Raw genomic sequence first — 21,876 nt, 5'->3', positions numbered from 1 at the left:
GTGCCCCACCCCGCCGCCCGACGAGGAGAGTCCATGACCACCCCCGCCCCCCTCCGCGACGCCCTGCTCGCCTGCCTCGCCGTGCCCCGCTGGGCCGACGAGGTGGCGGGCGGAGCGCCGTACGCCTCGACCGGGCTGCTCGCCGAGGCCGCCGACCGCGTCGCGCGCACGCTCACCCCGGAGGAGATCGACTCGGCCCTGGCCGATCACCCGCGGATCGGCGAGCGGCACGCCGCCTCCGGGCGCGCCTCCGCGTTCTCGGCCGCCGAGCAGGCCGCGAGCCTCTCGAGCGACGAGGCCCTCGCCGAGCGCCTGATCGCGGGCAACCGCGCCTACGAGGAGCGGTTCGACCGGGTGTTCCTCATCCGCGCGGCCGGTCGCTCGCGCGAGGAGATCGTCGGGGAGCTCGAGCGCCGCCTCTCCCTCGACGACGACGCCGAGAGCGCGATCGTCGCCGACCAGCTCCGCGAGATCACCGTCCTGCGCGTTCGCGCCCTCGGGCCCGCGACCGGCGCCGTCACCGAGGAGGCCGCCCGATGAGCGCGCACGCCAGCCACGTCACGACCCACGTCCTCGATGCCGTGCACGGGCGTCCCGCCCAGGGGGTGCCGGTCGTGCTCGAGGCGCGCGCCGGCTCGGGCTGGGAGCGGCTCGCCGAGGCGAGCACCGACTCCGACGGGCGCGTCGCCGCTCTCGGGCCCCGGTCGCTGCCCGCGGGCGTCTACCGGGTCGTCTTCGACACCGCCGCCTACTTCGGCGACGTCGAGTCGTTCTACCCGGAGGTGGTGATCGCGTTCCGGCTCGCCGACGAGGGCGCGCACTACCACGTGCCGCTGCTGCTGAGCCCGTTCGCCTACTCGACGTACCGGGGGAGCTGACGGTGCAGCTCCAGGACCTCCTCGACGCGCCGCAGCTGCGGATCCGCGCCGTCTTCACCACTCCCGAGGCGCTCGCGCGCCCGGTCAACTGGACCTTCACGACCGACCTGCTCGACCCTCGCCGCTACCTCGCTCGCGACCAGCTCGTGCTGACCGGCATGATGTGGCGCCGCACCCCCGAGGACAGCGAGACCTTCGTGTCGGCGGTGGCCGCCTCCGGTGCCGTCGCCCTGCTCGCGGGCGAGGGCCTCTACGGCTTCGTGCCCGACGACGTCGTCGAGGCGTGCCGCGCGCACGGAGTGGCGCTGTTCGCGGTGCCGGCCGACGTGTCGTTCGCCTCGATCACGGCGCACCTCTCGAACGCCCTCGCGGGCGACCGGGTGGCGAGGCTCACCGCGGGGCTCGCCCGCCAGCGGCAGCTGCTGACGGAGGTGTACCGCGGACAGCTCCTCGACGAGCTGATCGCGCGGACGTCCGGCGAGCTCGGGCGTCCTGTGCGCGTGCTGACCGCCACCGGGCGCTCCGCCGCGTCCGCGGAGCCGCTCGGCCTCACCGAGATCGAGCGGGTGGTGCACGCCGGGCTCACCGCGCGGCAGAACCCGGTGACCGTCGCGGACGCCCACGGCGGCACGCTCTCGGTCTTCGCGGTCGGCGGAGCGGACGAGCACCGCGCGACCCAGTGGTTCGTGGTCGTGGCCGGCGACTGGAACGAGTGGCACCCGTCGCTGCTGGACGCGGTCACCGAGCTGACCGGAGTGGTGGGCCTCTACCGCCTGCAACGCGACGCGGAGACGCTGGCCGACACGGCCCTCGCCGACCGGCTGCTCGAGCTCGTCGAGGAGGACAGCGAGCAGCCCGAGGCGGCGGTGTACCTCCGCCAGCTCGGACTGGGAGGCGCCGGGCGTTGCGCCGTGATCGCCGCCGGGTTCGACGACGACGACTCCTCCGAGCTCGCCCGCCGGATCCTCACCGACGCGGCCTCGCACCTCGGCCGCGCCGTGGTCGGCCGAGACGCGGACGGCCGCGTCGTGGCGGTGCTCCCGGTCGACGCGACCGACGCGATCCCCACAGGCGCGGATCCGCTCTCGGTCGTCACCGCGGCGCTGCGCCGGGTCGGGTCGGGGCTCGGCGACCAGGTGCTGCGCGTGGGCACGAGCGCCGCGACTCCGCTCGCCGCACTCGGCGGTGCGCTGCGCTCCGCCCGGTACGGGATGCTGCTGCCGGGAGTGCCCGGCGACGGATCGAGGGTGCGGATCAACGACGCCGGCGAGGTGACCTCGGCGGTGCAGCTGCTGACCGCGGTGCCGGACCACCTCCGGAGCGTCTTCGTCGAGCTCGTGCTCGGCCGGCTGATCGAGCACGACGCCCGCTACAACTCGCAGCTCGTCGCGACGCTCGCGGCGTTCCTCGACTGCGGCGGCTCGTGGGTGCGCGCCGCGGAGCAGACGCATCTGCACCTGAACACCGTGCGGTACCGCATCGCGCGCGTCGAGGAGCTGACGCAGCGCGACCTCTCGAACACGTCGGACCGCGCGGACCTGTTCCTGGCCCTGCAGCTGCGCTGACCGGGCGCGGGCCTCGTCCGGAGCGTCCCGGTGCCGTCTGCAGGGGAGTCGCCGGCCCTCTCGGCGTGTCCGCGTGCGGTCTGCAGGGGATCCGCCGGGCGGGTGCACCGGTGGGGCGGAGGAAGAGGCGTTCCTGCGCAGAACTCCTGCGAATCGTACGGGTGTCTGCAGAGCGCACCGGGTCTCGCTCCGCAGGGCCTCTGCACCGTCTGCAGGGGATCCCGGCATCCGCGCGTCGATCTGACGGAGTACGGCGCGTTCCCGCGCGGATCCCCTGCAGATCGTGCGCGCTCCTGCAGATCGTGCGCGCTCCTGCAGATCGTGCGCGCTCCTGCAGATCGTGCGCGCTCCTGCAGATCGCACCCGGGCCTACTCCGGAGCGAGCACCTCGCGGCCCCGCACGTGCACGGCCGCGATCGCCGGCTCGCGCAGCCCCATCAGCAGCGCGAAGAGCAACTGGGCGGTGGCGGTGGCCTCGTCGTCGGCCCGGATCCCGCGCTCGAGCACGTCGGCCAGAGGCTCCCAGCGCGAGGGCTCGATGCGGAGGAAGTCGGCGTCCTTGCCGCGATCGAAGTTGCCGAACCGCTCCTCCATGTCGAGTGCGCGGGCTCCCGCGAGGGTCGCCGAGAACAGCATCTCCGCAGGGTGCAGCGCGACCGACGCCTCGCCGGGCTCCGACAGGTGCACCTTGAAGGCGTCGTTCGCGACGCGCGACAGCAGCCATTCGTCGCCGGCGCCGACGTCGCTCCCGAGGGCCACCGTCACTCCGCTCGCCACCGTGCGCCGCCACGGCATCGTGCCCGAGCCGAGGAACTGCTGCGACGTGGGGCAGTGCGCGATCGACGTGCCGGTCTCGGCGAGGCGGTGCAGCTCCGCGTCCTGGCAGTGCACCGCGTGCGCGAGGATCGTGCGCCGGCCCAGCAGCGACGAGCCGCCGCGCGCGGAGCCGGGGAGGAAGAGCCCGTCGTACGTGTCGAGGTAGCTGCGCGTGCCGTACGAGCCGAGCACCGCGGCGATCTCGCCGTCGCCGGGGCGGTCGTTCTCGTTCAGGTGGCTGTGCACGTAGACGCCGCGGCCGCGCACGTCGTCGTAGAGGTCGCCGAGGGCCCCCAGGGTCGTCGGAGTGACCGAGAGCGAGAAGCGCGGAACGATCGCGACCTGCAGCAGAGCGGTGGCGGAGTCGCCGGTGTCGACCGCGTGCCAGCGCTCGATCTCGGCGGCGACGAGGTCGACCGCCTCGGTCTCGCCCGTGAGCAGGGGTGCGGCGGAGGCGGGCCCGACGGTCTGCACACCGCGCCCGGAGACCAGGCGCAGGCCCGTCGCGCGGGTCCGCTCGAACAGGGCGTCCTGCGCGTGCGGGAACGCCGATCCGAAGACCATCGCCGCGGTCGTGCCGGCCGCGATGCGGCGGCGGGTGAAGTCGCGGGCGATCCGCGCCGCGAACTCCTCGTCAGCGAGACGCGCCTCCGCCGGGAAGATCGTGCCGTCGAGCCACTCGAGCAGCTGGCCGCCGCCGAAGCCGTCGATCGAGTAGGTCTGCGGGAAGTGGACGTGCGCGTCGACGAAGCCGGGCACGAGGATCGCGGAGGAGTCGCCCGTGACGCCGGCGCCGCGGTGGGAGTCCGGCAGATCGGCGAAGCGGCCGGTCCAGACGATGACGCCGGAGTCGTCCACGACCAGCGCGCCGTCCGGCACCGAGACGAGGGCCTCGCGGGCCTGCTCGAGCGTCGGACGGCCCGCGATGTGCAGGAGGTGCCCGCGGTGGACGGTGGTCACACCAAACCCGTGTAGGCGTACCAGGCGGGGCCGGCGTCCGGTGCGTCGTCGCGGACCACGCTCGCCTGGATGAGCCCGTAGGGCCGGTCGGCGGCGTGGAACACCTCGCCGTCGTTCGCGACGCCGAACGGCGACAGGTCGTAGAGGAAGTGGTGCTTGTTGGGGGCGGAGAGACGCACCTCGACGATCTGCGGGAACTCCTCCAGCACCGCCTTGCCCATCTCGAAGAGCGTCTGCTGCAGGGCGAGGGAGTGCACGGTCGCGAAGCGGCTGATCATCAGAGCCTTCACCCCGGCGTAGAGGGTCTCCCAGTCGAGCGAGCCGAGCTCCTCGGGAGTGAGCGCGAACCGCCACTTCGCGACCAGCGAGGTCGCCATGACGCGGTCGTTGGTCGGCTGCAGGACGGTGTACGGGTCGGTGAGGAAGCCGTGGAACTCGGAGCCCGTCGACTTCAGGATCGTCAGGTCCTTGAAGCCGCCGGTGACCCAGATCTGCTGCGCCTCGCCGGTGCCCTCGACGGAGACGGACGCGGTGCGCACCTCCTGACCCTTGCGGACCCAGGTGTGATCGTGCTCCCGGCCGTCGACGAGGACGCGCTCCCACGCGAACTCCTCGATCTCGACCCGCGCGCCGTGCACCGGCGCGTAGCCGTCGACGAAGTGGCGGGCGAGCTCGAGGCCGTACGCCTCGATCGAGCGCAGCCCCTTCTCCTTCGCGAAGGAGTAGGCGGTCTGCTTCTGCGTGTCGGTCGGCAGCACCGCGGACTGGTCGCCCTCGAGGTGCGCGGCCTCGAAGTCGCCGCGCAGCGCGGTCGAGACGGTGACGTCGTGGATCTCGTGGCGCGGGGTGTCGCGGTAGATCCGGACGACGCGGTTCTCGGCCTTCCCGTACTGGTGGTCTCCGAGGATGATCGACATGTCCGCTCCTGTTCGCGTTCGGGATGGGCGGCGGCGGGTGCCCGTCTGCCAGGATGCCGCTCCGCGTCGCCGCGCCGCTTCGTCCGAGCGCTCAGCATCGGGCGCTCGTCGGGCTCCAGTCTTGTGCGATCCGTCCGGATCCGGTGCCGGACCCGCTCCTGTTCACACGCCCGAAACGCGGCCGGAACACGACGCTCAGAGGCGCTCGAGCAGACGCCCGACGGGAGCGGCGGTGCTCGCGTCGACCCGGCGCCCGCCGACCCAGGTGCCCGTCACCGCGCCGCGGATCGCGCGGCCGTCGTAGGCGGACACCTTGTTCTTGTGCGCGAGGGCCTCGACGTCGACGTGCGACTGCGCCTCCGGATCGAACGCGACGAGGTCGGCGTCGGCGCCCGCCCGCAGCAGGCCCTTCTGCCCGAGCCCGGCGAAGGCGGCGGTCCCGGTCGACATCCAGGCGACGACCTGCTCGAGCGGGATCCCGCGCTCGCGGGCCCCGGTCCACACGGCGCGGAAGCTGAGCTCGAGCCCCGAGATGCCGCCCCAGGCGAGGCCGAAGTCGCCGTCGTGCGCGAACTTCAGCTCCTTGGTGGCGGGGGAGTGGTCCGACGCGATGATGTCGATCGTGCCGTCGAGAAGGCCCTTCCAGAGCAGTTCGCGGTTGTGCTCGTCGCGGATCGGAGGGCAGCACTTGTACTGCGTGCCGCCGTCGGGGATCGTCTCGGCGTCGAACGTGAGGTAGTGCGGGCAGGTCTCGGCGGTGATGCGCAGCCCCTCCGCCTTCGCCTCGCGCAGCAGTGGCAGGGCCTTCGCGGAGGAGAGGTGCAGGATGTGCGCACGCCCGCCGGTCTCGCGGACCGCCTCGATCACGTGCAGGATCGCGCTGCTCTCGGAGGCGTCGGGGCGCGAGGCCACGAACGCGTCGTAGGAGGTGCCGCCCGCGTTCGTGTGCGCGTCGAGCTCGTCCGGGTCCTCAGCGTGCACGATCAGCAGGCCGTCGAAGGCGGCGATCTCGTGCATCGCCTCGAAGAGCTGATCGGTCGAGAGGTGCGGGAACTCGTCCACCCCGCTGGGCGAGAGGAAGCACTTGAAGCCGAACACCCCGGCGTCGTGCAGCTCGCGGAGCGTGCCGAGATTGCCGGGGACCGCTCCGCCCCAGAAGCCCACGTCGACCAGGGCCTGCGGGCCCGCGGCGGCGCGCTTGGCCTCCAGCCCGGCGACCGTGGTCGTGGGCGGGATCGAGTTGAGCGGCATGTCCAGGAGCGTCGTGACGCCTCCGGCAGCGGCGGCGCGAGTGGCGGACGCGAAGCCCTCCCACTCCGTGCGGCCGGGCTCGTTCACGTGCACGTGCGTGTCGACGACGCCCGGGATCAGCACCTGGCCATCGGGCAGGTCGACCACCTCGCGCGCCTCCCACGGTGCGTCGATCGCGCTGACCGCGACGATCAGGCCCTCGGCCACGGCCACGCTGGCGGGTTGGAACCCGTGCTCCGTGAGGACGGCGGTGGAGCGGATCACGAGGTCGAGGGAGGGGGAGTCCGAAGGCATGGATCGACCCTATACTCGGCATGTTTCGTGCGGACGAGCCCTCCCGGCCGACCCCGCGCCCCGGCAGCGCCGCCTCCCACCCGTTGCCCGAGGAGGCCGCCATGCTCGAGCTCGCCGTCCCGATCCTGCAGCGCGTCGAGGCGGGCGAGCGGGTCGCGGTCGTGACCGTCACGCACGTCTTCGGCTCGGCGCCCCGGGCTCTCGGCTCGTCGATGGCGGTCGACGCGGGCGGAGCGGCGATCGGCTCGATCTCGGGCGGCTGCGTCGAGGCGCAGGCCTACGCTCTCGCGCAGGACGTGCTCGGCACGGGCGCCGCGGCGGCCGACCACTTCGGCTTCGACGACGAGGCGGCCTTCTCGGCCGGCCTCTCCTGCGGCGGACAGCTGCGCGTCTTCGGCCACGCGGTCGACGCAGGATCGGGAGCCGTCCTGGCGGAGCTGCGCGCGGTGCGCGCCGGACGTCCCGCCGGGCTCGCGATGATCGTCGGCGGTCCCGAGGAGCTGGTCGGCCTGGTGCTGACCGGCGCGACGCGCGCCCAGGACGTCGTCGGCCCCTCCCTCGACGACGACACCCTGCGGCGGATCCTCGCCGAGCGCGAGTCGAGGCTGCGCTCGGGACGCTCGGCGACGACCGAGATCGACTGCCAGGGCGTGGAGCTCGAGGTCGCGTTCGTCGTGAGCGCCGAGAAGCCGCGCCTGATCGTCTTCGGCGCGGTCGACTTCTCGGCCGCCCTCTGCGCCGCCGGAGCCCTGCTGGGCTACCGCGTGACCGTGTGCGATGCCCGTCCCGTGTTCGCCACGGCCGAGCGCTTCCCGGGGGCCGACGAGGTCGTCGTCGAGTGGCCGTCGGACTACCTCGCCCGGACGGCGGTCGACGAGCGGACGGTGCTCGCCGTGCTCACGCACGACGAGAAGTTCGACGTCCCGCTGCTCGAGCTCGCGCTCACCCTCCCGGTCGCCTACGTCGGGGCGATGGGCTCGCGGCGCACGCACGAGCGGCGGCTGACGCTGCTCCGCGAGGCGGGGACGACCCCGGAGGCGCTCGCGCGGCTGCACTCGCCGATCGGACTCGACATCGGAGCGTCCACGCCCGAGGAGACCGCGGTGTCGATCCTCGCGGAGGTGCTCGCCGTGCGGGCGGGCGCCTCGGGAGCGCCGCTGCGCGGCGGTGCGGGACCCATCCACGCAACAAGCATATAAGTAGTTTCTCTGATTTCAGCAGTGACCCGATTGCTCCTTCGCTAATCTGGTGTCAAACTACGCCACGGGGGCGCCGCCTGTGGTCGCCACTCGATCAGCTACGGATCTGGAAAGCCTGCGATGACGCCTTCTCCGCTTGATATAGCTTCCCGCATTGAGCAGTCGCACAATCGACAATTGATCCGCAGCTTAGAAGCTGCCTTCAACGAGAACTTTCCCGAAATTGAAAGACTGGCCGAGCGCCTAGGTGTCGACATTGGCGGTTCAATTCGGGAGTGGGCATCCACGTCAGGTTCGGAGTGCGTTGCCGACTGGCTCGATGTGAACATAACGGGTCACAAGCTTGCTTCTCTTGTGAAAGACCTTCAGGCGCAGGACCCACCAATACCGCTCGTTGGACGCCTTGTCCACGAAGAGCACCTCTCGCGCCGCATGGGTGAGGCAGCTCCCTATATGAGATCGCTATCGATTAGTGCTGCGACCGTTATCAATAAAGCTCGGGAGCGTACTGCGCTCGCTGCTTTTGATGCGGCATTCGACGCGACCTCCCAGAGAAGGACGCTCTTCGCGCGCGTCCTCACGTTCGCTCGAATGTACCTAGAGTACGTTGTGAGCTACGACCAGATGAACGGCCTCGAGACCAATCGTTCTTTTGCATCTAGGCTCGGAATGACCGGAATCCTTGCAGCCCGCTTCTCAACGCCCTCTAGGCAAGATCTCATCCGGTCTTGCGAAGCCCTCTTGAGTGCTCATGAGAAGGGAAGCAAAAATGCTTTGGTCTACTACATCGAAGGCTGCACCTGGATCTATGATTTCTACGGCGACGTGAGTTGGCTCCACCGCGCCATTGGAAAGATAAATGCTAGGGATGCGACTGAAGTAGCGTTCCTGCCCGAGAAAACTGCCACTAGTTGGTATTTGAATGTCGCTGATATTTGGTTGCGGCTGACGCAGGAGACGAGCGCAAATAGCGTTGCCGACGCTTGCGTCAAAAACGCACAGGCGGCAGTAGCTAAGGCGCAGCGGTTCGACAGTCCTCGGCCGGAGGATCGTCTCCGTGCCACGATGCTCGAATCTCTACTCCGGGGTCTCGCGGATGACGTCAGTGAACATCACAGTAAGCTTGAAGTAAGATCCATTCGCTTTCCATTCAGCGTGCGCGGCAGGAATGGTCTACTCCCAGGAGCTCTTTACCGGCACGGGATCAAGATTGTCGATGCTGTGCTCGCGAGTAATGATGGTGCTTCGTTTGTCGCTCGTGATGTGTGCGCGGACTTGCTCTCTTCCATCGCGAACGATGATCGGACTGACGCCGCGACCGCGAAGCCGTACCTCGAGCAGGCGAATCGCCTGAGGTTAGGCGCAGGCCGCCAAGCTCCGCTGATGGGAAGTCGGGTCAAGCTTTCACTCGCCGAAGACCAGCTAGTTCTGGCTCAACTGGAGGACAATCCTCTTAAGACTTCTCGGCTTCGCCGGGAAGCAATCATATACTTAACTGCACAAACGGAGGATGTCGGGCACGCCGCCACTAAACTCACTGTTTTAGCTCAGGAAATAGAGAAAAATCGAGCGTTGACCGGCGCGTTGCTCGATATTGACGCGGAATTGTCGTTTGCGGTGCGGAATGGAGATTTTGTTGCCTTGTATGAGATTGCGGCCCGGTCGGCGATTCTAAGTCATGATCTTGCGCGCGTTACACTTGGTGGCCGCAGCGGGGGCGTAGCTTCGCTTATGGATTCAGATCGAGCTGACGGTCGGATCTTCGTATTTAAGATCATGAACGAACTTGCGCACGAGAGGGACGCAACACGAACGGCACGGCTGGCTGCGTGGATCGCTGAATTGGGTGTCGAGGATTCCTTCGCGGTTACGGAGACTGTCACCACTCTCGACGCGACGATGGCGCGAATGAGTGAAGTAGCAGTGGGGCAAGTAGTCTCAGTTCGTCGCTATAGGAATGGGCTGACGCTTTCAGCGCAACTCGACACCGAGGAGCGCGCCAGTCAAATCGAGTTGCTGAATAAGGCGAGCCGTTTCCTAGCTTACATTCATGGAATGCCCTCTGATCAAGCAATCACTGGCGTGCGGAAAGTGCTGTGGACTAAGGAATTCGGTTGGTGGCTGCGTAAGCTACTAAACGACGATGTTCGCGCGGACTTCTTCACTCGCTGGTGGGACGCGATTGCCTCGTACCCCTGCTATGAACGAAGGGATGCTCACGCGCAGAATTGGCTTGTTGAAGCTGACGGCCGAGTTGTCGCGGTTGACCTCGAAGCAACCGGTTATCGACCACTAGGGTACGAACTCGCGCAGCTGATCGAGGACCACCCCGTTTTTGAGCCGGACGACTGGAGTTCGCGTCGACAAATCTTCTCCGGCTATTTGAACCAGCTTGAGTCGCTTGGATGTGTGGTGCCCGTGGACCACGATTCGGCATTTGTGACGTACGAACTTTCGGCTGTTGCAAGGTTTGTGCGCTTGATCTTCAGCAGTGATGCAACCGTCGCGACCAAAGAGTGGGCGGGAAAGTGCCTCGACGCCTTAAGTAGGAGTGATTTTCGGGTTGTCGCTGAGCTAAGCGCAATACTAAGTCAAGCGTGGGCTGAGATGACGGGTGTAGCGAGCGGGAAGTCGAATAGTGTGCTTGATGTTGCAGACCGCCGCCGAATTAGCAGGGCAATGTCCTACCGCCTTCGCCATGACCCATTAGCGCCACTGTCGAGAGATGGCTGGATTCATGTGGAAGATCTTACTGACCTTCTAAGGGCCGATGGGCATGCAGTTTCACCGAGGCAGTTGATGCAGATCGCTGGCGCTCTGGGTGAATCTCGCTTCGAGTTGGATGATTTAGATATTCGTGCTTCTTATGGACATTCTGTCGCAACTGGCATCATTTATGAGAAGCGAACTCCAGCCGGGAAGCTCTATCACGCGACCCCAGTCGAGAATCTTGCCTCGATCTTCGAGGCGCAGTCGGGTCTCACCAAAGGCCGGCGTCAGTATGTTCATTTGACGGACTCGCGAACAGTTGCCATGCGAGCCTCGCGCCGACAAGGGAAGCCCGTAGTTCTGCTCGAGATTGAGACTGAGGACATCCTCGGTCTCGTGTATGCAGCCTCGAATACTTGGTTGGCTGAATGGGTGAGTGTGAATCAGATGCGAATTGCGACTATCCACTCTGAGCGAGCGTTCGGGCAGTAGTCGCTGGCCGTCGGCCGTTTTTACCGCTCGGAAACACTCCGCTGCCATGCTCGGGGGATGCAGCGCCACATCATCACCGGAGCCCACGTCGCGACCGTCGACGCGCTCGGCACCGAGCACCCCAGCGGTCACGTCGTCGTCGACGGCTCGCGCATCGTCGCCGTCGGAGCGGGGGAGGCGCCCGCGTGGGCGACCGAGGGCCGCGCCCCGACCGGGCTCCCCGCCGCGGAGCCCGTCTCGATCACCCGCGTCGACGGCCGCGGCCACCTGCTCACCCCCGGTCTGATCAACACCCACCATCACCTCTACCAGTGGCTGACCCGCGGCTGGGCGCAGGACTCGATCCTCTTCGACTGGCTGGTGGCGCTCTACCCGGCGTGGTCGCGGATCGACGCCGACCTCACGCGCTCCGCCTCGCTCGGCGCGATGGGAGTGCTCGCCCGCTCCGGCTGCACGACCGTCGGCGACCACCACTACGTCTTCCCGCGGGGCTCCGGCGACATCGTCGGCGGCATCGTCGATGCGGCCTCCACCCTCGGGGTGCGGCTGCACGCGACCCGCGGCTCGATGGATCTCGGCGAGTCCCAGGGCGGGCTGCCGCCGGACTTCGCCGTGGAGACGACCGCGGCGGCCCTCGAGGCGAGCGGGGCGGCCGTCGAGCGCTACCACGACGCCTCCTTCGAGTCGATGGTGCGCGTCGCCATCGCCCCCTGCTCACCCTTCTCGGTGACCCCGGATCTGCTCCGCGAGTCCGCGGTCCTGGCGCGGCAGCTGGGCGTGCGGCTGCACACCCACGGCTCCGAGACGATCGAGGAGGACGCGTACACGCGTGAGGCCTTCGGCATGTCTCCCACCGACTACCTCGAGTCGCTCGGCTGGCTCGGCGACGACGTGTGGATGGCGCACTGCGTGCACCTCGACGACGACGCGATCGCGAAGTTCGCGGCGACCGGCACCGGAGTCGCGCACTGCCCGTCCTCGAACGGCCGGCTCGCAGCGGGGATCGCGCCGGTGTCGCAGCTGCTGGCAGCGGGGGTGCCGGTGGGGCTCGGCGTCGACGGTGCCGCGTCCAACGAGTCGGGTCAGCTCGGCATCGAGATCCGTGAGGCCGTGCTGATGAACCGGCTGCGCGCCGGGGCGGATCGGATGAGCGCCCGCCAGGCGCTCTCCGTCGCGACGATCGGAGGCGCGCGCGTGCTCGGCCGGCAGGACGAGATCGGCTCGATCGAGGTCGGCAAGCTCGCCGATCTGGCGCTGTGGCGGGTCGACGGGATCGAGCACGCGGGCATCGCGGACCCGGTCGCCGCCCTCGCGCTCGGCTCGCAGCCGCCGCTGACGCTGCTGCTGGTGAACGGCCGCCCGACGGTCTCGGCGGGGCGCCTCGTGAATGCGGACGAGGACGCGATCGCCCGCGAGGTCGCCCGCGCGAGCGCGGAGCTCGCCTCGCGCGTCTGAGGCCCTCCCTGCTGGTCGAGCTGCCCGCGTCACGGGCGCATCGAGATCGGTATGTGCGGGTCTCGGTACGCCTGTCCGGGGCTACTCGACCCGCGGTTTGCCGCCGTCGGGTCCTCCCGCGCGGGACAGCCTCCGGTCTGACCCGTCGTCCTGTCCGCAACCGAGGTCAGGAGGGCTCACGGGATCCGTTGGAGCCGTCCGAGCAGCTCCTGACCTCGGTTGCGGACCGCTCGGCCTGCAGAACTGAGGCTGAGTGCGGTGATCGGAGCGACAATCGCGCGGTCGCGCCACGGAGCCTCACTTCCGAGGCCCGTCCGGGCACCCCGACGTCCCCGGCGTCTCCTGCCTGGAGATCCCGCGCTCGACGATGGTCAGGAGTGGTGCACCGCCACCATCGTGACGGCCACAAGGGGAGAGGTCAGCCCTGCGGCGCCTCCGCGTCGACCGTGCGGATCGGCGCCGCGTCCGGGTGCAGCATCCGCCACACGCGGTCGCGCGACACCGGCAGTGCGTACGGCCGCACGCCGACCGCGTCGCGCACCGCGTTCGCGAGCGCCGGGGCCACCGGGTTGTACGGCGCCTCGCTCATCGACTTCGCCCCGAACGGCCCGAGCTCGTCGGCGGTGTCGGCGAAGTGGACCTCGGTTACCGGCACGTCCGCCATCTGCGGGATGTGGTAGTTCCGCAGGATCGCGGTCGTGACGGTGCCCGCGCCGTCGAGGAGCACCTCCTCGTACAGCGCCGAGCCGATCGCCTGCGCCGTTCCCCCCTCGACCTGGCCGCGGCACTGGTCCGGGTTCAGCACGTAGCCCGCGTCGGCCGACTGCACCGACTGCAGGATCCGCACCTCGCCGGTCGGCACGTGCACGGCGACCCGGAAGCCGTGCACGTTGAAGGCGAGCGAGCGCTTCGCCCCGTCCTCGGTGCCCGTCGCCGTGATCGGGCCACCGGCGGCGCGCACCAGATCGTCGAAGCCCACCCGCGTGCCGTCGGGCGCGACGAGTCCGGAGTCGTCGGGCTCGAAGTCGTCGTGACCGGTCAGGCGCTTGGCCAGCGAGCGCAGGTCGGCGAGCAGCCTGACGGCCGCCGAGTACACGGCCTTGCCCGCCACCACCGTGCCGGCGCTGCCGAACGCGCCCGTGTCGTACCGGGCGGCCGCCGTGTCGGACTGGTGGATCCGCACCCGGTCGGCCGACGCTCCGAACGCGCTCGCCACGAGCTGCGTGTGCACAGTCGTGGTGCCGTTGCCGAACTCGGCCGTGCCGACTCCGATCGTCAGCATCCCCTCGGCGTCGACCGTGACGGTCGCCTCCGAGAAGTGCCCCCGCGGAGGGATCGTGGCGATCATCGCGACCGCCATGCCCTCGCCGGTCCGCCAGTCGGGTCCCGACGGCGCGACGATCCCGTTCCCCCGCGCGAGCGCCTGCTCGGTGAGATCCAGGCACTGGTCGAGCCCGTACGAGGCGAAGCCGATGTCGTCGCCCTCGACGTGCGTGACGACGAGCGGGTCGCCGGGGCGCACCGCGTTGATCCGCCGCAGCTCGAACGGGTCGATGCCGAGCTCGCGCGCGAGCTCGTCCATCGCCGACTCGATGCCGAAGATCACCTGGCCCAGGCCGTAGCCGCGGAAGGCGCCGGACGGCAGGTTGTTCGTGTAGACCGCCTGCGCGTCCACGCGCTTGCTCGGCGCATTGTAGACGGCGACGGACTCCGACGTGCCGTGGAACATCACTCCGGGTCCGTGGTTGCCGTAAGCGCCGGTGTCCGAGAGCACGTCCACGCTCATCGCGGTGAGCGAGCCGTCGCGGCGGGCGCCGAGGCGCACGTCCACCCGCATCGGGTGGCGGCAGGGAGCCATCGTGAACTCGTCCGACCGGGTGAACTCGAACTGCACCGGGCGCCCGGTCGCGAGGACCGCGAGGGCGACCACGTCCTCGGTCAGGATCTCCTGCTTGCCGCCGAAGCCTCCGCCGACGCGGGCGGTGAACACGCGCACGCTCGCCGGTTCGCGGTCGAACAGCCGCGCGATCTCGTCGCGCACCAGGAACGGCACCTGGGTCGACGTCCGCAGCACCAGCTCGTCGCCCTCGAGCCAGCCGATCGTGCCGTGCGTCTCGAGCGCCGTGTGCGCGACGCGGGACGTGCTCCAGCGCCCGCCCACCACGACGTCGGCCTCGGCGAAGCCCGCCTCGACGTCGCCGTGCTCGCCGTGGAGCTCGGCGACGACGTTCGACTCCGGCTTCGCGATGCGCGACGCGATCGGGTCCTTCTCGCCGTGCAGGAGGGGCGCTCCGGGCGCGCGGGCCTCCTCGGGATCGAAGACGGCCGGCAGCACCTCGTACTCCACCTCGATGGCGCGGCAGGCGATCTCGGCCTGCGCGACGGACTCGGCCACGACCACGGCGACGCGCTGCCCGCGGAAGCGGACCACGGTGTCGAGCATCCGGGTGTCGTCGGGGTCGTCGAGTCGCGACTCGTGCCGGGCGGTGGAGTAGAGGACGTCGGGCACGTCGTCCGCGGTGAGCACGGCCACGACGCCGGGCAGCTCGCGCGCCGCCCGCGTGTCCATCGAGACGATCCGCGCGTGGGCGTGCGGGCTCTGCAGCACCTTGAGGTGCAGGACGCCGGGCACCGCGACGTCGAGGGTGTACGGCTCCTGCCCGGCGACGATGCGGCGGCCGGCGGGAGCGCCGAGCGAGCGGCCGACCCTCGACTCCTCCGCAGTGGTGCGCCCGGTGCGGCGCACGGGCGTGAGGCCGCTCGGGTGCTCGTGATCGCAGGAGGCGATGGCCTCGCCGATCGCGCGGTAGCCCGTGCACCGGCAGAGGTTGCCCTTCATCAGGTGAGGCACGTCGACGGGGTCGGCGCCCTCGATCGCGGTCGCCGTGACGACCATGCCGGCCGTGCAGAAGCCGCACTGGAACGCTCCTGAGTCGACGAACGCCTGCTGCACCGGGCTCGGCTGCTCCGGGGTCCCGAGACCCGCGGCGGTCGTGACCGAGCGCCCTTCGACGCGGTGCGCGGGGTAGAGGCAGGAGTGGAACGGCGTGCCGTCGACGAGCACCGAGCACGCCCCGCAGTCGCCCGCGTCGCAGCCCTTCTTCACCTCGAAGTGCTCGTGGTCGCGCAGCAGAGTTCGCAGGACCTGGCCGGGGCGCGGATCCGCGTCGACGGCCTGCCCGTTCACGGTGAACCTCATGCCACGCCTCCGTCGAGCTCGATCCGGATCTCCTCCGCGAGGACGCCGACCACCGCGTGCCGCCAGTCCGCGGCGCCGTGCGGATCGGTGAACCAGGTGCCGATCGCGTCGACGGCGGCGGCGAGCTCGGCGGCCGAGGGCGGCGAGGCGAACCTCAGCACCTCCGGCCGGATCGTCGCCGCCGTGACGGCGAGGACGAACGAGGCGTCGCGATCGAGCCTGCCGATGACGACCGCGCCGGAGCGGCCGAGCGGTGACAGCGCGATCTTGCGGTACGCCGTGCGGGCGTCGAGGGCGTGCGCGGGGAACTCGATCGAGCGGATCACGTCGCCGTGGCCGAGCAGGGTCGTCGTGTTCCCTGTGACGAGCTCGGCGACGGGCACGAGGTCGTCCGAGCCGTCCGCCCGCCACACCAGCGCCCGGGCGTCGAGCGCGGCCGCGAGGCTGGTCATCGGGCCGGCCGGCAGCGCGTTCGCGATGTTGCCGCCGACGGTCGCGACGTTCCAGATCTTGAACGATCCCAGCAGCGCCGTGCAGCACTGGAAGAACAGGCGGTGCGCGGCGCGACCCGTGTCGGGCATCGCGGCCAGCTCGGCGAAGGTGCAGGTGGCGGCGATCGAGAGGCCGTCGCCGCTCTCGCGGACGGGCTCCCAGCCGAAGCCCTGCAGGTCGAGCAGCTCGTCGAGGTGGTCGTGAGGGAGGGAGAAGACCCAGGAGCCGCCTCCGATGACCGCCGTCCGCGGACCCATGGCGGCCAGATCGGAGCGCTCGCGCACGACGCGGACGCGCTGGATCGTGCTGAGGTCCATGCTCCGCCTCCCGCTGGTGCCCGCCGGATGCGCGCTCCTCCAGTGAACAGCACGCATGTGACACCGGTGTTTCCCGTGCCGGGCTGTCCGCCGATCGCCCGTCGGCGACCCTGGCGGATCCGCCAACCCGCTCAGCCCAGCGAGGCGACCCACTCCGACGTGCCGTCGACGAAGGACTGCTCCTTCCAGATGGGCACCGACGCCTTGATGTCGTCGACCAGGGCCGCGCAGGCCTCGAAGGCGGCTGCACGGTGCGGGGAGGCGACCGCGCAGGCCAGAGCGAGGTCGCCGACCACCAGATCGCCCACCCGGTGCACCGCGGCGACGCGGACCTCGGGGAAGCGCTCGACGATGCGCCGGGCGGAGGCGGCGAGCGCGGCGGACGCGTCCGGGTGCGCCTCGTACCCCAGTCGCACCACTCCGCGGCCCTCGTCGTGGTCGCGCACGACCCCTGCGAAGGTGACGACGGCACCGTGCGCGGGGGAGTCGACGGCGTCCTCGCACTCGTCGACGGTGATCGGCTCGCTCGAGATGCGCACGAGGGCGACGGGATCAGCGGACATGGTCGCCTCCGCCCAGCTGGTCCAGGAGGTGGCCGATCACGGGATCGAGCACGTCGATGCCGTCGCGCACGCCTCCGGGCGAGCCGGGGAGGTTCACCACGACGCTGCGACCCGAGACTCCTGCGGTGCCGCGGCTGAGGACCGCCGTCGGCACCTTCGCCGCGCCCCGCGCACGGATCGCCTCGGCGAGACCGGGCAGCGTGCGCTCCAGCAGCGGCGCGGTCTGCTCCGGAGTGACGTCGCTCGGTGCGACGCCGGTGCCGCCTGTCGTGACCACGACGTCGATCCCGGAGGAGAGCGCGTCGCCGATCGCCTCGCCCACCGCGTCGCCGTCGCCCACGACGACCACGTCGCCGCTCCAGCCGCGGCTCTCGAACCACGCGAGCAGCGCCGGTCCGGTGCGGTCCTCGTACACGCCGGACGCGGCGCGCGTGGAGGCCACGACCGCGACCGCGCGCCGGCTCACTCCCTGCTCCACGAGCCGCTCCTGCCGCCGTCCTTCGCGAGCACGCGGATGCCGCTGATGACGGCTCCGCGGTCGACGGCCTTGATCATGTCGTAGACGGTGAGCGCCGCGACGCTGACGGCGGTGAGCGCTTCCATCTCGACCCCCGTGCGCCCGCTCGTGCGCACGCGCGCCTCGATCCGCACCCGGTCCTCGAGCGTCTCGAGGTCGATGTCGACCCCGTCCAGCGCCAGCGGGTGGCAGAGCGGGATGAGGGTGGCGGTCGCCTTCGCGCCCATGATGCCGGCGATGCGCGCGACGCCGAGGGCCTCGCCCTTGGGCAGCTCGCCCTGCGCGAGCAGCCGCACCACCTCGGGGGTGGTGATGACGACGCCTTCGGCGACGGCCGTGCGCGAGGTGACCTCCTTCGCGCCGACGTCGACCATGTGCACGGCCCCGTCGCCGCGGACGTGGGTCAGGCTCTCACTCATCGATCCTCCAGATCTCGACCGTGTCGCCGGTCGCTGCGTGCTCGGTCCCGACCGGGACGTGGATGAGGACGTTCGAGCGCGCGTAGGACGCGAGCAGGTGCGAGCTCGGGCCTCCCACCGGGTGCACGAGGCCCTCGTCGTCGAGGAGCCCCCGCCGGATCTGGTGCAGGTGGGCGGGCGAGTCGAGCGCCGTGCCGAGTCGCGCGCGGATCCGCGGCCGCTCGGCCGGCAGCCGTCCGGCGAGCGAGCGGAGCACGGGGCGCAGGAACACCTCGAACGAGACCAGGGCGCTGACGGGGTTGCCCGGCAGCGACACGATCGGCAGGTGCACGTCGGGGGCCACCGCGACCAGGCCGAGCCCCTGCGGGCCGCCCGGCTGCATCGCGACGTGGCCGAACTCGGAACCGGCCGGACCCAGCGCGTCGCGCACCACCTCGTACGCTCCGGCGCTCACTCCGCCGATCGTGATCGCCAGCTCGACGTCGCCGGCGCGCGAGCGGAGGATCGCCAGCAGGTCCTCGGCCCGGTCGCTCGTGCAGGGGGCCACGACGGGCACCCCGCCCGCCTCGCGGACCGCCTCGGCCAGCAGCGCGCCGTTCGCGTCGTAGATCTGCGCGTCCTCGAGGTCGCTGCCGGCTGGGCGGATCTCGTTGCCGGTCGGCACGATCAGCACGCGGATCCGCGGCAGCACCTCGACCTCGACGAGACCGAGCGAGGCCAGCAGCCCGTAGTGGGCGGCGCGCAGGACGGTGCCGGCCGGCAGCGCGACCGCACCCGCCTGTGCGTCGCTGCCCCGGGCGCGCACGAAGGTGGTGGGAGTGACGGGGCTCGCGAACGCGACCCGCGCCTCGTCGGCCGCGTCCGGGAACCGCGGCGGGTCGACCCGCTCGATCGGCACGACGGCATCGGCGCCCGCGGGCAGCGGCGAGCCCGTCATGATCGGAACCGCGGTGCCGGGGGAGTGACGGGGTGCGCTGTCGCCCGCGGGGACGGGCGCGGCTACCGGAAGGACGACGGGACGCTCGGCGGAGGCTGCAGCGAGATCGGACGCACGCACGGCGTACCCGTCCATCTGCGAGTTGTCGAAGCGGGGCAGGTCCAGCGGCGAGTGCACGGTGCGCGCCAGCACCCGGCGATCGTACGCGCCGAGGTCGGCGGCCACGGCGCCCGGATCGAGCGCGAGCGTCTCGCGTGCCCCGCGCGTCGCGAGCGGCGCCAGCAGCGCCCGCACCCGGGCGGCGTGGATGTCGATCGAGGTCATCGGGTCCTCTCCGGCGGGCGTCCCGCGAGCGGCGGGCAGGACTCCTATCTTGCCGGGTCGCACACGGATCCGGCGCGTAGTCTGAGCGGATGAGCACAGTACTCGGGATGCCCGGCGTCCGCCCCCGTCCCCGGGGCGCCGAACTCCCGGCCGACCGACCCGAGACCCCGCTCCTCGTCGACACCTACGGACGCGCGGCCGACGACCTCCGCATCTCGCTGACCGACCGCTGCAACCTGCGCTGCACCTACTGCATGCCGGCGGAGGGGCTGCCCTTCCAGCCCCCGGCGGCCCTCCTCACCCGCGACGAGATCGTGCGGCTCGCCCGCATCGCCGTCGAGCAGTTCGGCGTCCGGCAGATCCGGTTCACCGGAGGGGAGCCGCTGCTGCGCAAGGACCTCGTCGACATCATCCGCGGAGTCGCGGCGCTGGAGCCCCGACCCGAGATCTCGCTCACCACGAACGCGATCGGCCTGTCGGGCCGGGCGGCGGCGCTCGCCGAGGCCGGGCTCGACCGGGTCAACGTCTCGCTCGACTCGATCTGCGCCGAGACGTTCGCGAAGGTCACCCGCCGCCCGTTCCTCGACCGCGTTCTCGCCGGCATCGACGCCCTGGCGCCCGCGGGCCTGAAGCAGACGAAGATCAACGCCGTGCTGCTCCCGGGCATCAACGACCTCGAGGCGCCCGAGCTGCTCGCGTGGGCGCTCGCCGGAGGGCACCAGCTCCGCTTCATCGAGCAGATGGCGCTCGACGCCGACCACGGCTGGGACCGCGCGACCATGATCACGGCCGAGCGCATCCGCGAGCTGCTCTCGGAGCGCTTCGCCCTGAGCCCCCACCCCGCGCCCCGCGACGGCGCCCCCGCCGAGCTGTTCGACGTGCACGCCCGCGAGGGCGGACCGCTGCTCGGGCAGGTGGGCATCATCGCCTCCGTCACCGAGCCGTTCTGCGGCGACTGCCGCCGCACACGCTTGACGGCCGAGGGCGGCGTCCGGAGCTGCCTCTTCTCGAACGAGGAGACCGATCTGCTCGGCCCGATGCGCTCCGGTGTCGACGACCACCACGTCGCCCAGCTCTGGCGCGGCGCGATGTGGGCGAAGCCCGCCGGGCACGAGATGAACCGCGTCGGGTTCGTGCAGCCCGAGCGCACGATGAGCGCGATCGGCGGATGAGCGTGCGGGTCCGCTACTTCGCCGCGGCGAAGGCCGCTCTCGGGCGCGCGTCCGACGAGTTCGACGGCGTCCCCGATCTCGCCGCTCTCGAGTCGCGGCTGGTCACGGCGACTCCGTCCGCCGCCGCGGTCCTCGGCCGGTGCACCTATCTCGTCGACGGGGTGTCGACGACGGATCGGGCGACCGCCCTGCCCGCGAGCGCAGCGGTCGACGTGCTGCCGCCGTTCGCCGGAGGCTGAGCGGTCAGCTCCGCAGCGCCGCCGCCCCGCCCACGAGCGAGTCGGCGCTGATCCCGGCGGCTGCCGCCCGGTCGGCCGCGATCCGCGACCGCACCCCGGACGCGCAGTAGAGGACGAGCGGTCCGGCCGGCAGGTCCGCCGGATCGAAGCGCGACATCGGCAGCCGCACGGCGCCGGGCACCGCGATCGAGCGGTCCTCGGAGTCCTCGCGCAGGTCGACCACGGTGAGCGGTGCGCCGCCCGCGAGCCGCGCGCGCAGCTCCGGGGCGGTCACGGCTCCCGCGACCGCCGCAGGGGCAGGCACCTCGGGCACCCGACGCTCCAGCGGCAGCTCGGTCCAGGATCCGTCGAGGGCGTCGTGCACGACGATGCGGCCGACGAGCGGAGCGCCGACGCCGGTCACGAGCTTGACGACCTCGCTCGCCATGGCGGATCCGATCGCGGCGCACAGGGAGCCGAGCACGCCGACGCTCGCGCAGCTGTCGGCCGCGTCCTCGGCCTCGGGGTGCAGCGCGCGCAGCGTCACGCCTCCGCCCGGCGCCCGCGACCAGAAGGTCGAGAGCTGCCCGTCGAAGCCCAGCGCCGAGCCCCAGACGTGCGGCACGCCTGCGCGGGTGGTCGCGTCCGAGGCGAGGTAGCGCGAGCCGAAGGTGTCGAAGCCGTCCACGACCACGTCCCAGCCGGCGACGAGAGCGTCGGCGTTCGCGGCGGTGAAAGAGACGGGGAAGGCGCGGGCGTCGATCCCGGGGGAGAGGCGGCGCGCGGTCGCGACGGCCGACTCCGCCTTCGAGAGCCCGACGGAGGAGTCGTCGTGCGCGGTCTGCCGCGCCAGGTTCGAGGGCTCGACCACGTCCGCGTCGACGACGCCGAGCCGGCCGATGCCGGCCGCGGCGAGCGCCGTGATCACCGGCGATCCGATGCCGCCCGCTCCCAGCACCAGCACGCGGGCGTTCCGGAGGCGGCGCTGGCCGAGCTCGCCCAGTGCGGAGAGCCGGATCTGCCGCGCGAAGCGCTCCTGCTCCGCGGCGGTGAGCGGCGGGCCCGGTTCGACCGGCAGCGTCGGGGATGAGGGGAGCGGAGGAGTCACCGCTCCAGTGTGCACGCCGCGGGGCGCGGAGAGCCCGCCTCCGCGGATCGGCGGCACTCGTCCAGTACCGTGGG

General features: G+C 71.0%; 18 protein-coding genes. 8 read left to right on the top strand and 10 right to left on the bottom strand.

Annotated elements, in window-relative coordinates; genetic code table 11:
* Window positions 1-33: 33 nt before the first annotated feature.
* The 3 genes from uraD to IOC53_RS00195 are packed head-to-tail and all read left to right on the top strand — an operon-like array spanning window position 34 to window position 2,443.
* On the top strand, window positions 34-540 hold the full coding sequence (gene uraD, locus IOC53_RS00205; RefSeq protein ID WP_207402382.1) for a 2-oxo-4-hydroxy-4-carboxy-5-ureidoimidazoline decarboxylase: 507 nt from the start codon (window positions 34-36) through the stop codon (window positions 538-540).
* Window positions 537-878 carry a hydroxyisourate hydrolase gene (uraH, locus tag IOC53_RS00200; protein WP_207402381.1) on the top strand — a complete coding sequence of 114 codons (342 nt, stop codon included), beginning with the start codon at window positions 537-539 and terminating at the stop codon, window positions 876-878. The genes uraD and uraH overlap by 4 nt, the downstream gene beginning before the upstream one ends.
* A 2-nt stretch (window positions 879-880) precedes the next feature.
* A complete protein-coding gene (locus IOC53_RS00195) occupies window positions 881-2,443 on the top strand; it encodes a helix-turn-helix domain-containing protein (RefSeq protein WP_207402380.1) in 1,563 nt (520 codons plus the stop codon).
* 369 nt (window positions 2,444-2,812) lie between these two features.
* On the opposite strand, the gene IOC53_RS00190 is transcribed toward IOC53_RS00195, so the two are convergent.
* The 3 genes from IOC53_RS00190 to allB form a co-directional block, all read right to left on the bottom strand.
* Window positions 2,813-4,219, bottom strand: coding sequence for an amidohydrolase family protein (locus tag IOC53_RS00190; protein ID WP_307785995.1), 1,407 nt, complete (start codon window positions 4,217-4,219; stop codon window positions 2,813-2,815).
* Window positions 4,216-5,136 carry a factor-independent urate hydroxylase gene (pucL, locus tag IOC53_RS00185; RefSeq protein ID WP_207402379.1) on the bottom strand — a complete coding sequence of 307 codons (921 nt, stop codon included), beginning with the start codon at window positions 5,134-5,136 and terminating at the stop codon, window positions 4,216-4,218. The genes IOC53_RS00190 and pucL overlap by 4 nt, the downstream gene beginning before the upstream one ends.
* A gap of 195 nt (window positions 5,137-5,331) precedes the next feature.
* Window positions 5,332-6,681, bottom strand: a complete 1,350-nt coding sequence (gene allB, locus IOC53_RS00180; protein ID WP_207402378.1) for an allantoinase AllB — start codon at window positions 6,679-6,681, stop codon at window positions 5,332-5,334.
* Window positions 6,682-6,782: 101 nt separating this feature from the next.
* On the opposite strand from allB, the gene IOC53_RS00175 reads away from it, so the two are divergent.
* From IOC53_RS00175 to IOC53_RS00165, 3 genes are all read left to right on the top strand, one after another.
* Window positions 6,783-7,880: an XdhC family protein gene (locus tag IOC53_RS00175; RefSeq protein WP_207402377.1), complete on the top strand. Its 1,098-nt coding sequence runs from the start codon at window positions 6,783-6,785 to the stop codon at window positions 7,878-7,880.
* A 177-nt stretch (window positions 7,881-8,057) separates the two neighbouring features.
* Window positions 8,058-11,081, top strand: coding sequence for an RNA 2'-phosphotransferase (locus tag IOC53_RS00170; protein ID WP_207402376.1), 3,024 nt, complete (start codon window positions 8,058-8,060; stop codon window positions 11,079-11,081).
* Between the two features lie 57 nt (window positions 11,082-11,138).
* Window positions 11,139-12,536, top strand: coding sequence for an 8-oxoguanine deaminase (locus tag IOC53_RS00165; protein WP_207402375.1), 1,398 nt, complete (start codon window positions 11,139-11,141; stop codon window positions 12,534-12,536).
* A gap of 418 nt (window positions 12,537-12,954) precedes the next feature.
* Here the strand turns inward: IOC53_RS00165 and IOC53_RS00160 are convergent, their stop codons facing one another.
* The 6 genes from IOC53_RS00160 to glp form a co-directional block, all read right to left on the bottom strand.
* Window positions 12,955-15,735, bottom strand: coding sequence for a molybdopterin cofactor-binding domain-containing protein (locus IOC53_RS00160; protein WP_207402374.1), 2,781 nt, complete (start codon window positions 15,733-15,735; stop codon window positions 12,955-12,957).
* A complete protein-coding gene (locus IOC53_RS00155) occupies window positions 15,732-16,544 on the bottom strand; it encodes an FAD binding domain-containing protein (protein WP_207402373.1) in 813 nt (270 codons plus the stop codon). The genes IOC53_RS00160 and IOC53_RS00155 overlap by 4 nt, the downstream gene beginning before the upstream one ends.
* Window positions 16,545-16,675: 131 nt before the next feature.
* Window positions 16,676-17,107: a molybdenum cofactor biosynthesis protein MoaE gene (locus IOC53_RS00150; RefSeq protein ID WP_207402372.1), complete on the bottom strand. Its 432-nt coding sequence runs from the start codon at window positions 17,105-17,107 to the stop codon at window positions 16,676-16,678.
* The gene (locus IOC53_RS00145; protein ID WP_307785994.1) at window positions 17,097-17,585 is read right to left on the bottom strand and encodes a molybdenum cofactor synthesis domain-containing protein; all 489 of its coding nucleotides are present in this window, start codon (window positions 17,583-17,585) and stop codon (window positions 17,097-17,099) included. The genes IOC53_RS00150 and IOC53_RS00145 overlap by 11 nt, the downstream gene beginning before the upstream one ends.
* Window positions 17,570-18,043, bottom strand: a complete 474-nt coding sequence (gene moaC / locus IOC53_RS00140; protein WP_207402371.1) for a cyclic pyranopterin monophosphate synthase MoaC — start codon at window positions 18,041-18,043, stop codon at window positions 17,570-17,572. The genes IOC53_RS00145 and moaC overlap by 16 nt, the downstream gene beginning before the upstream one ends.
* A complete protein-coding gene (gene glp, locus IOC53_RS00135) occupies window positions 18,036-19,304 on the bottom strand; it encodes a gephyrin-like molybdotransferase Glp (protein WP_207402370.1) in 1,269 nt (422 codons plus the stop codon). Before glp ends, moaC begins: the two co-directional genes overlap by 8 nt.
* 89 nt (window positions 19,305-19,393) lie before the next feature.
* Here glp and moaA point away from each other — a divergent pair, with 89 nt between their 5' ends.
* Together moaA and IOC53_RS00125 are read left to right on the top strand one after the other, a co-directional pair.
* Window positions 19,394-20,476 (top strand): GTP 3',8-cyclase MoaA, encoded by a 1,083-nt coding sequence (gene moaA / locus IOC53_RS00130; RefSeq protein ID WP_207402369.1) that lies wholly within the window; start codon window positions 19,394-19,396, stop codon window positions 20,474-20,476.
* On the top strand, window positions 20,473-20,715 hold the full coding sequence (locus IOC53_RS00125; protein ID WP_207402368.1) for a MoaD/ThiS family protein: 243 nt from the start codon (window positions 20,473-20,475) through the stop codon (window positions 20,713-20,715). Before moaA ends, IOC53_RS00125 begins: the two co-directional genes overlap by 4 nt.
* A gap of 4 nt (window positions 20,716-20,719) precedes the next feature.
* On the opposite strand, the gene IOC53_RS00120 is transcribed toward IOC53_RS00125, so the two are convergent.
* Entirely contained in the window at window positions 20,720-21,802 is a 1,083-nt protein-coding gene (locus tag IOC53_RS00120) for a ThiF family adenylyltransferase (RefSeq protein WP_307785993.1), read from the bottom strand.
* Window positions 21,803-21,876: the final 74 nt, after the last annotated feature.

This window comes from Rathayibacter sp. SD072 (genome assembly GCF_017355185.1).
GTDB lineage: Bacteria > Actinomycetota > Actinomycetes > Actinomycetales > Microbacteriaceae > Rathayibacter.
This window is presented reverse-complemented; position numbering and strand designations above follow the sequence as displayed.

Bases quoted from the DNA above. Each gene is read 5' to 3' on its own strand.
- IOC53_RS00150 (WP_207402372.1), bottom strand. From the start codon at position 17,107: ATGTCCGCTGATCCCGTCGCCCTCGTGCGCATCTCGAGCGAGCCGATC.
- IOC53_RS00160 (WP_207402374.1), bottom strand. From the start codon at position 15,735: ATGAGGTTCACCGTGAACGGGCAGGCCGTCGACGCGGATCCGCGCCCC.
- uraD (WP_207402382.1), top strand. From the start codon at position 34: ATGACCACCCCCGCCCCCCTCCGCGACGCCCTGCTCGCCTGCCTCGCC.
- moaC (WP_207402371.1), bottom strand. From the start codon at position 18,043: ATGAGTGAGAGCCTGACCCACGTCCGCGGCGACGGGGCCGTGCACATG.
- IOC53_RS00125 (WP_207402368.1), top strand. From the start codon at position 20,473: ATGAGCGTGCGGGTCCGCTACTTCGCCGCGGCGAAGGCCGCTCTCGGG.
- pucL (WP_207402379.1), bottom strand. From the start codon at position 5,136: ATGTCGATCATCCTCGGAGACCACCAGTACGGGAAGGCCGAGAACCGC.
- moaA (WP_207402369.1), top strand. From the start codon at position 19,394: ATGAGCACAGTACTCGGGATGCCCGGCGTCCGCCCCCGTCCCCGGGGC.
- uraH (WP_207402381.1), top strand. From the start codon at position 537: ATGAGCGCGCACGCCAGCCACGTCACGACCCACGTCCTCGATGCCGTG.
- IOC53_RS00155 (WP_207402373.1), bottom strand. From the start codon at position 16,544: ATGGACCTCAGCACGATCCAGCGCGTCCGCGTCGTGCGCGAGCGCTCC.
- allB (WP_207402378.1), bottom strand. From the start codon at position 6,681: ATGCCTTCGGACTCCCCCTCCCTCGACCTCGTGATCCGCTCCACCGCC.
- glp (WP_207402370.1), bottom strand. From the start codon at position 19,304: ATGACCTCGATCGACATCCACGCCGCCCGGGTGCGGGCGCTGCTGGCG.
- IOC53_RS00175 (WP_207402377.1), top strand. From the start codon at position 6,783: ATGCTCGAGCTCGCCGTCCCGATCCTGCAGCGCGTCGAGGCGGGCGAG.
- IOC53_RS00165 (WP_207402375.1), top strand. From the start codon at position 11,139: ATGCAGCGCCACATCATCACCGGAGCCCACGTCGCGACCGTCGACGCG.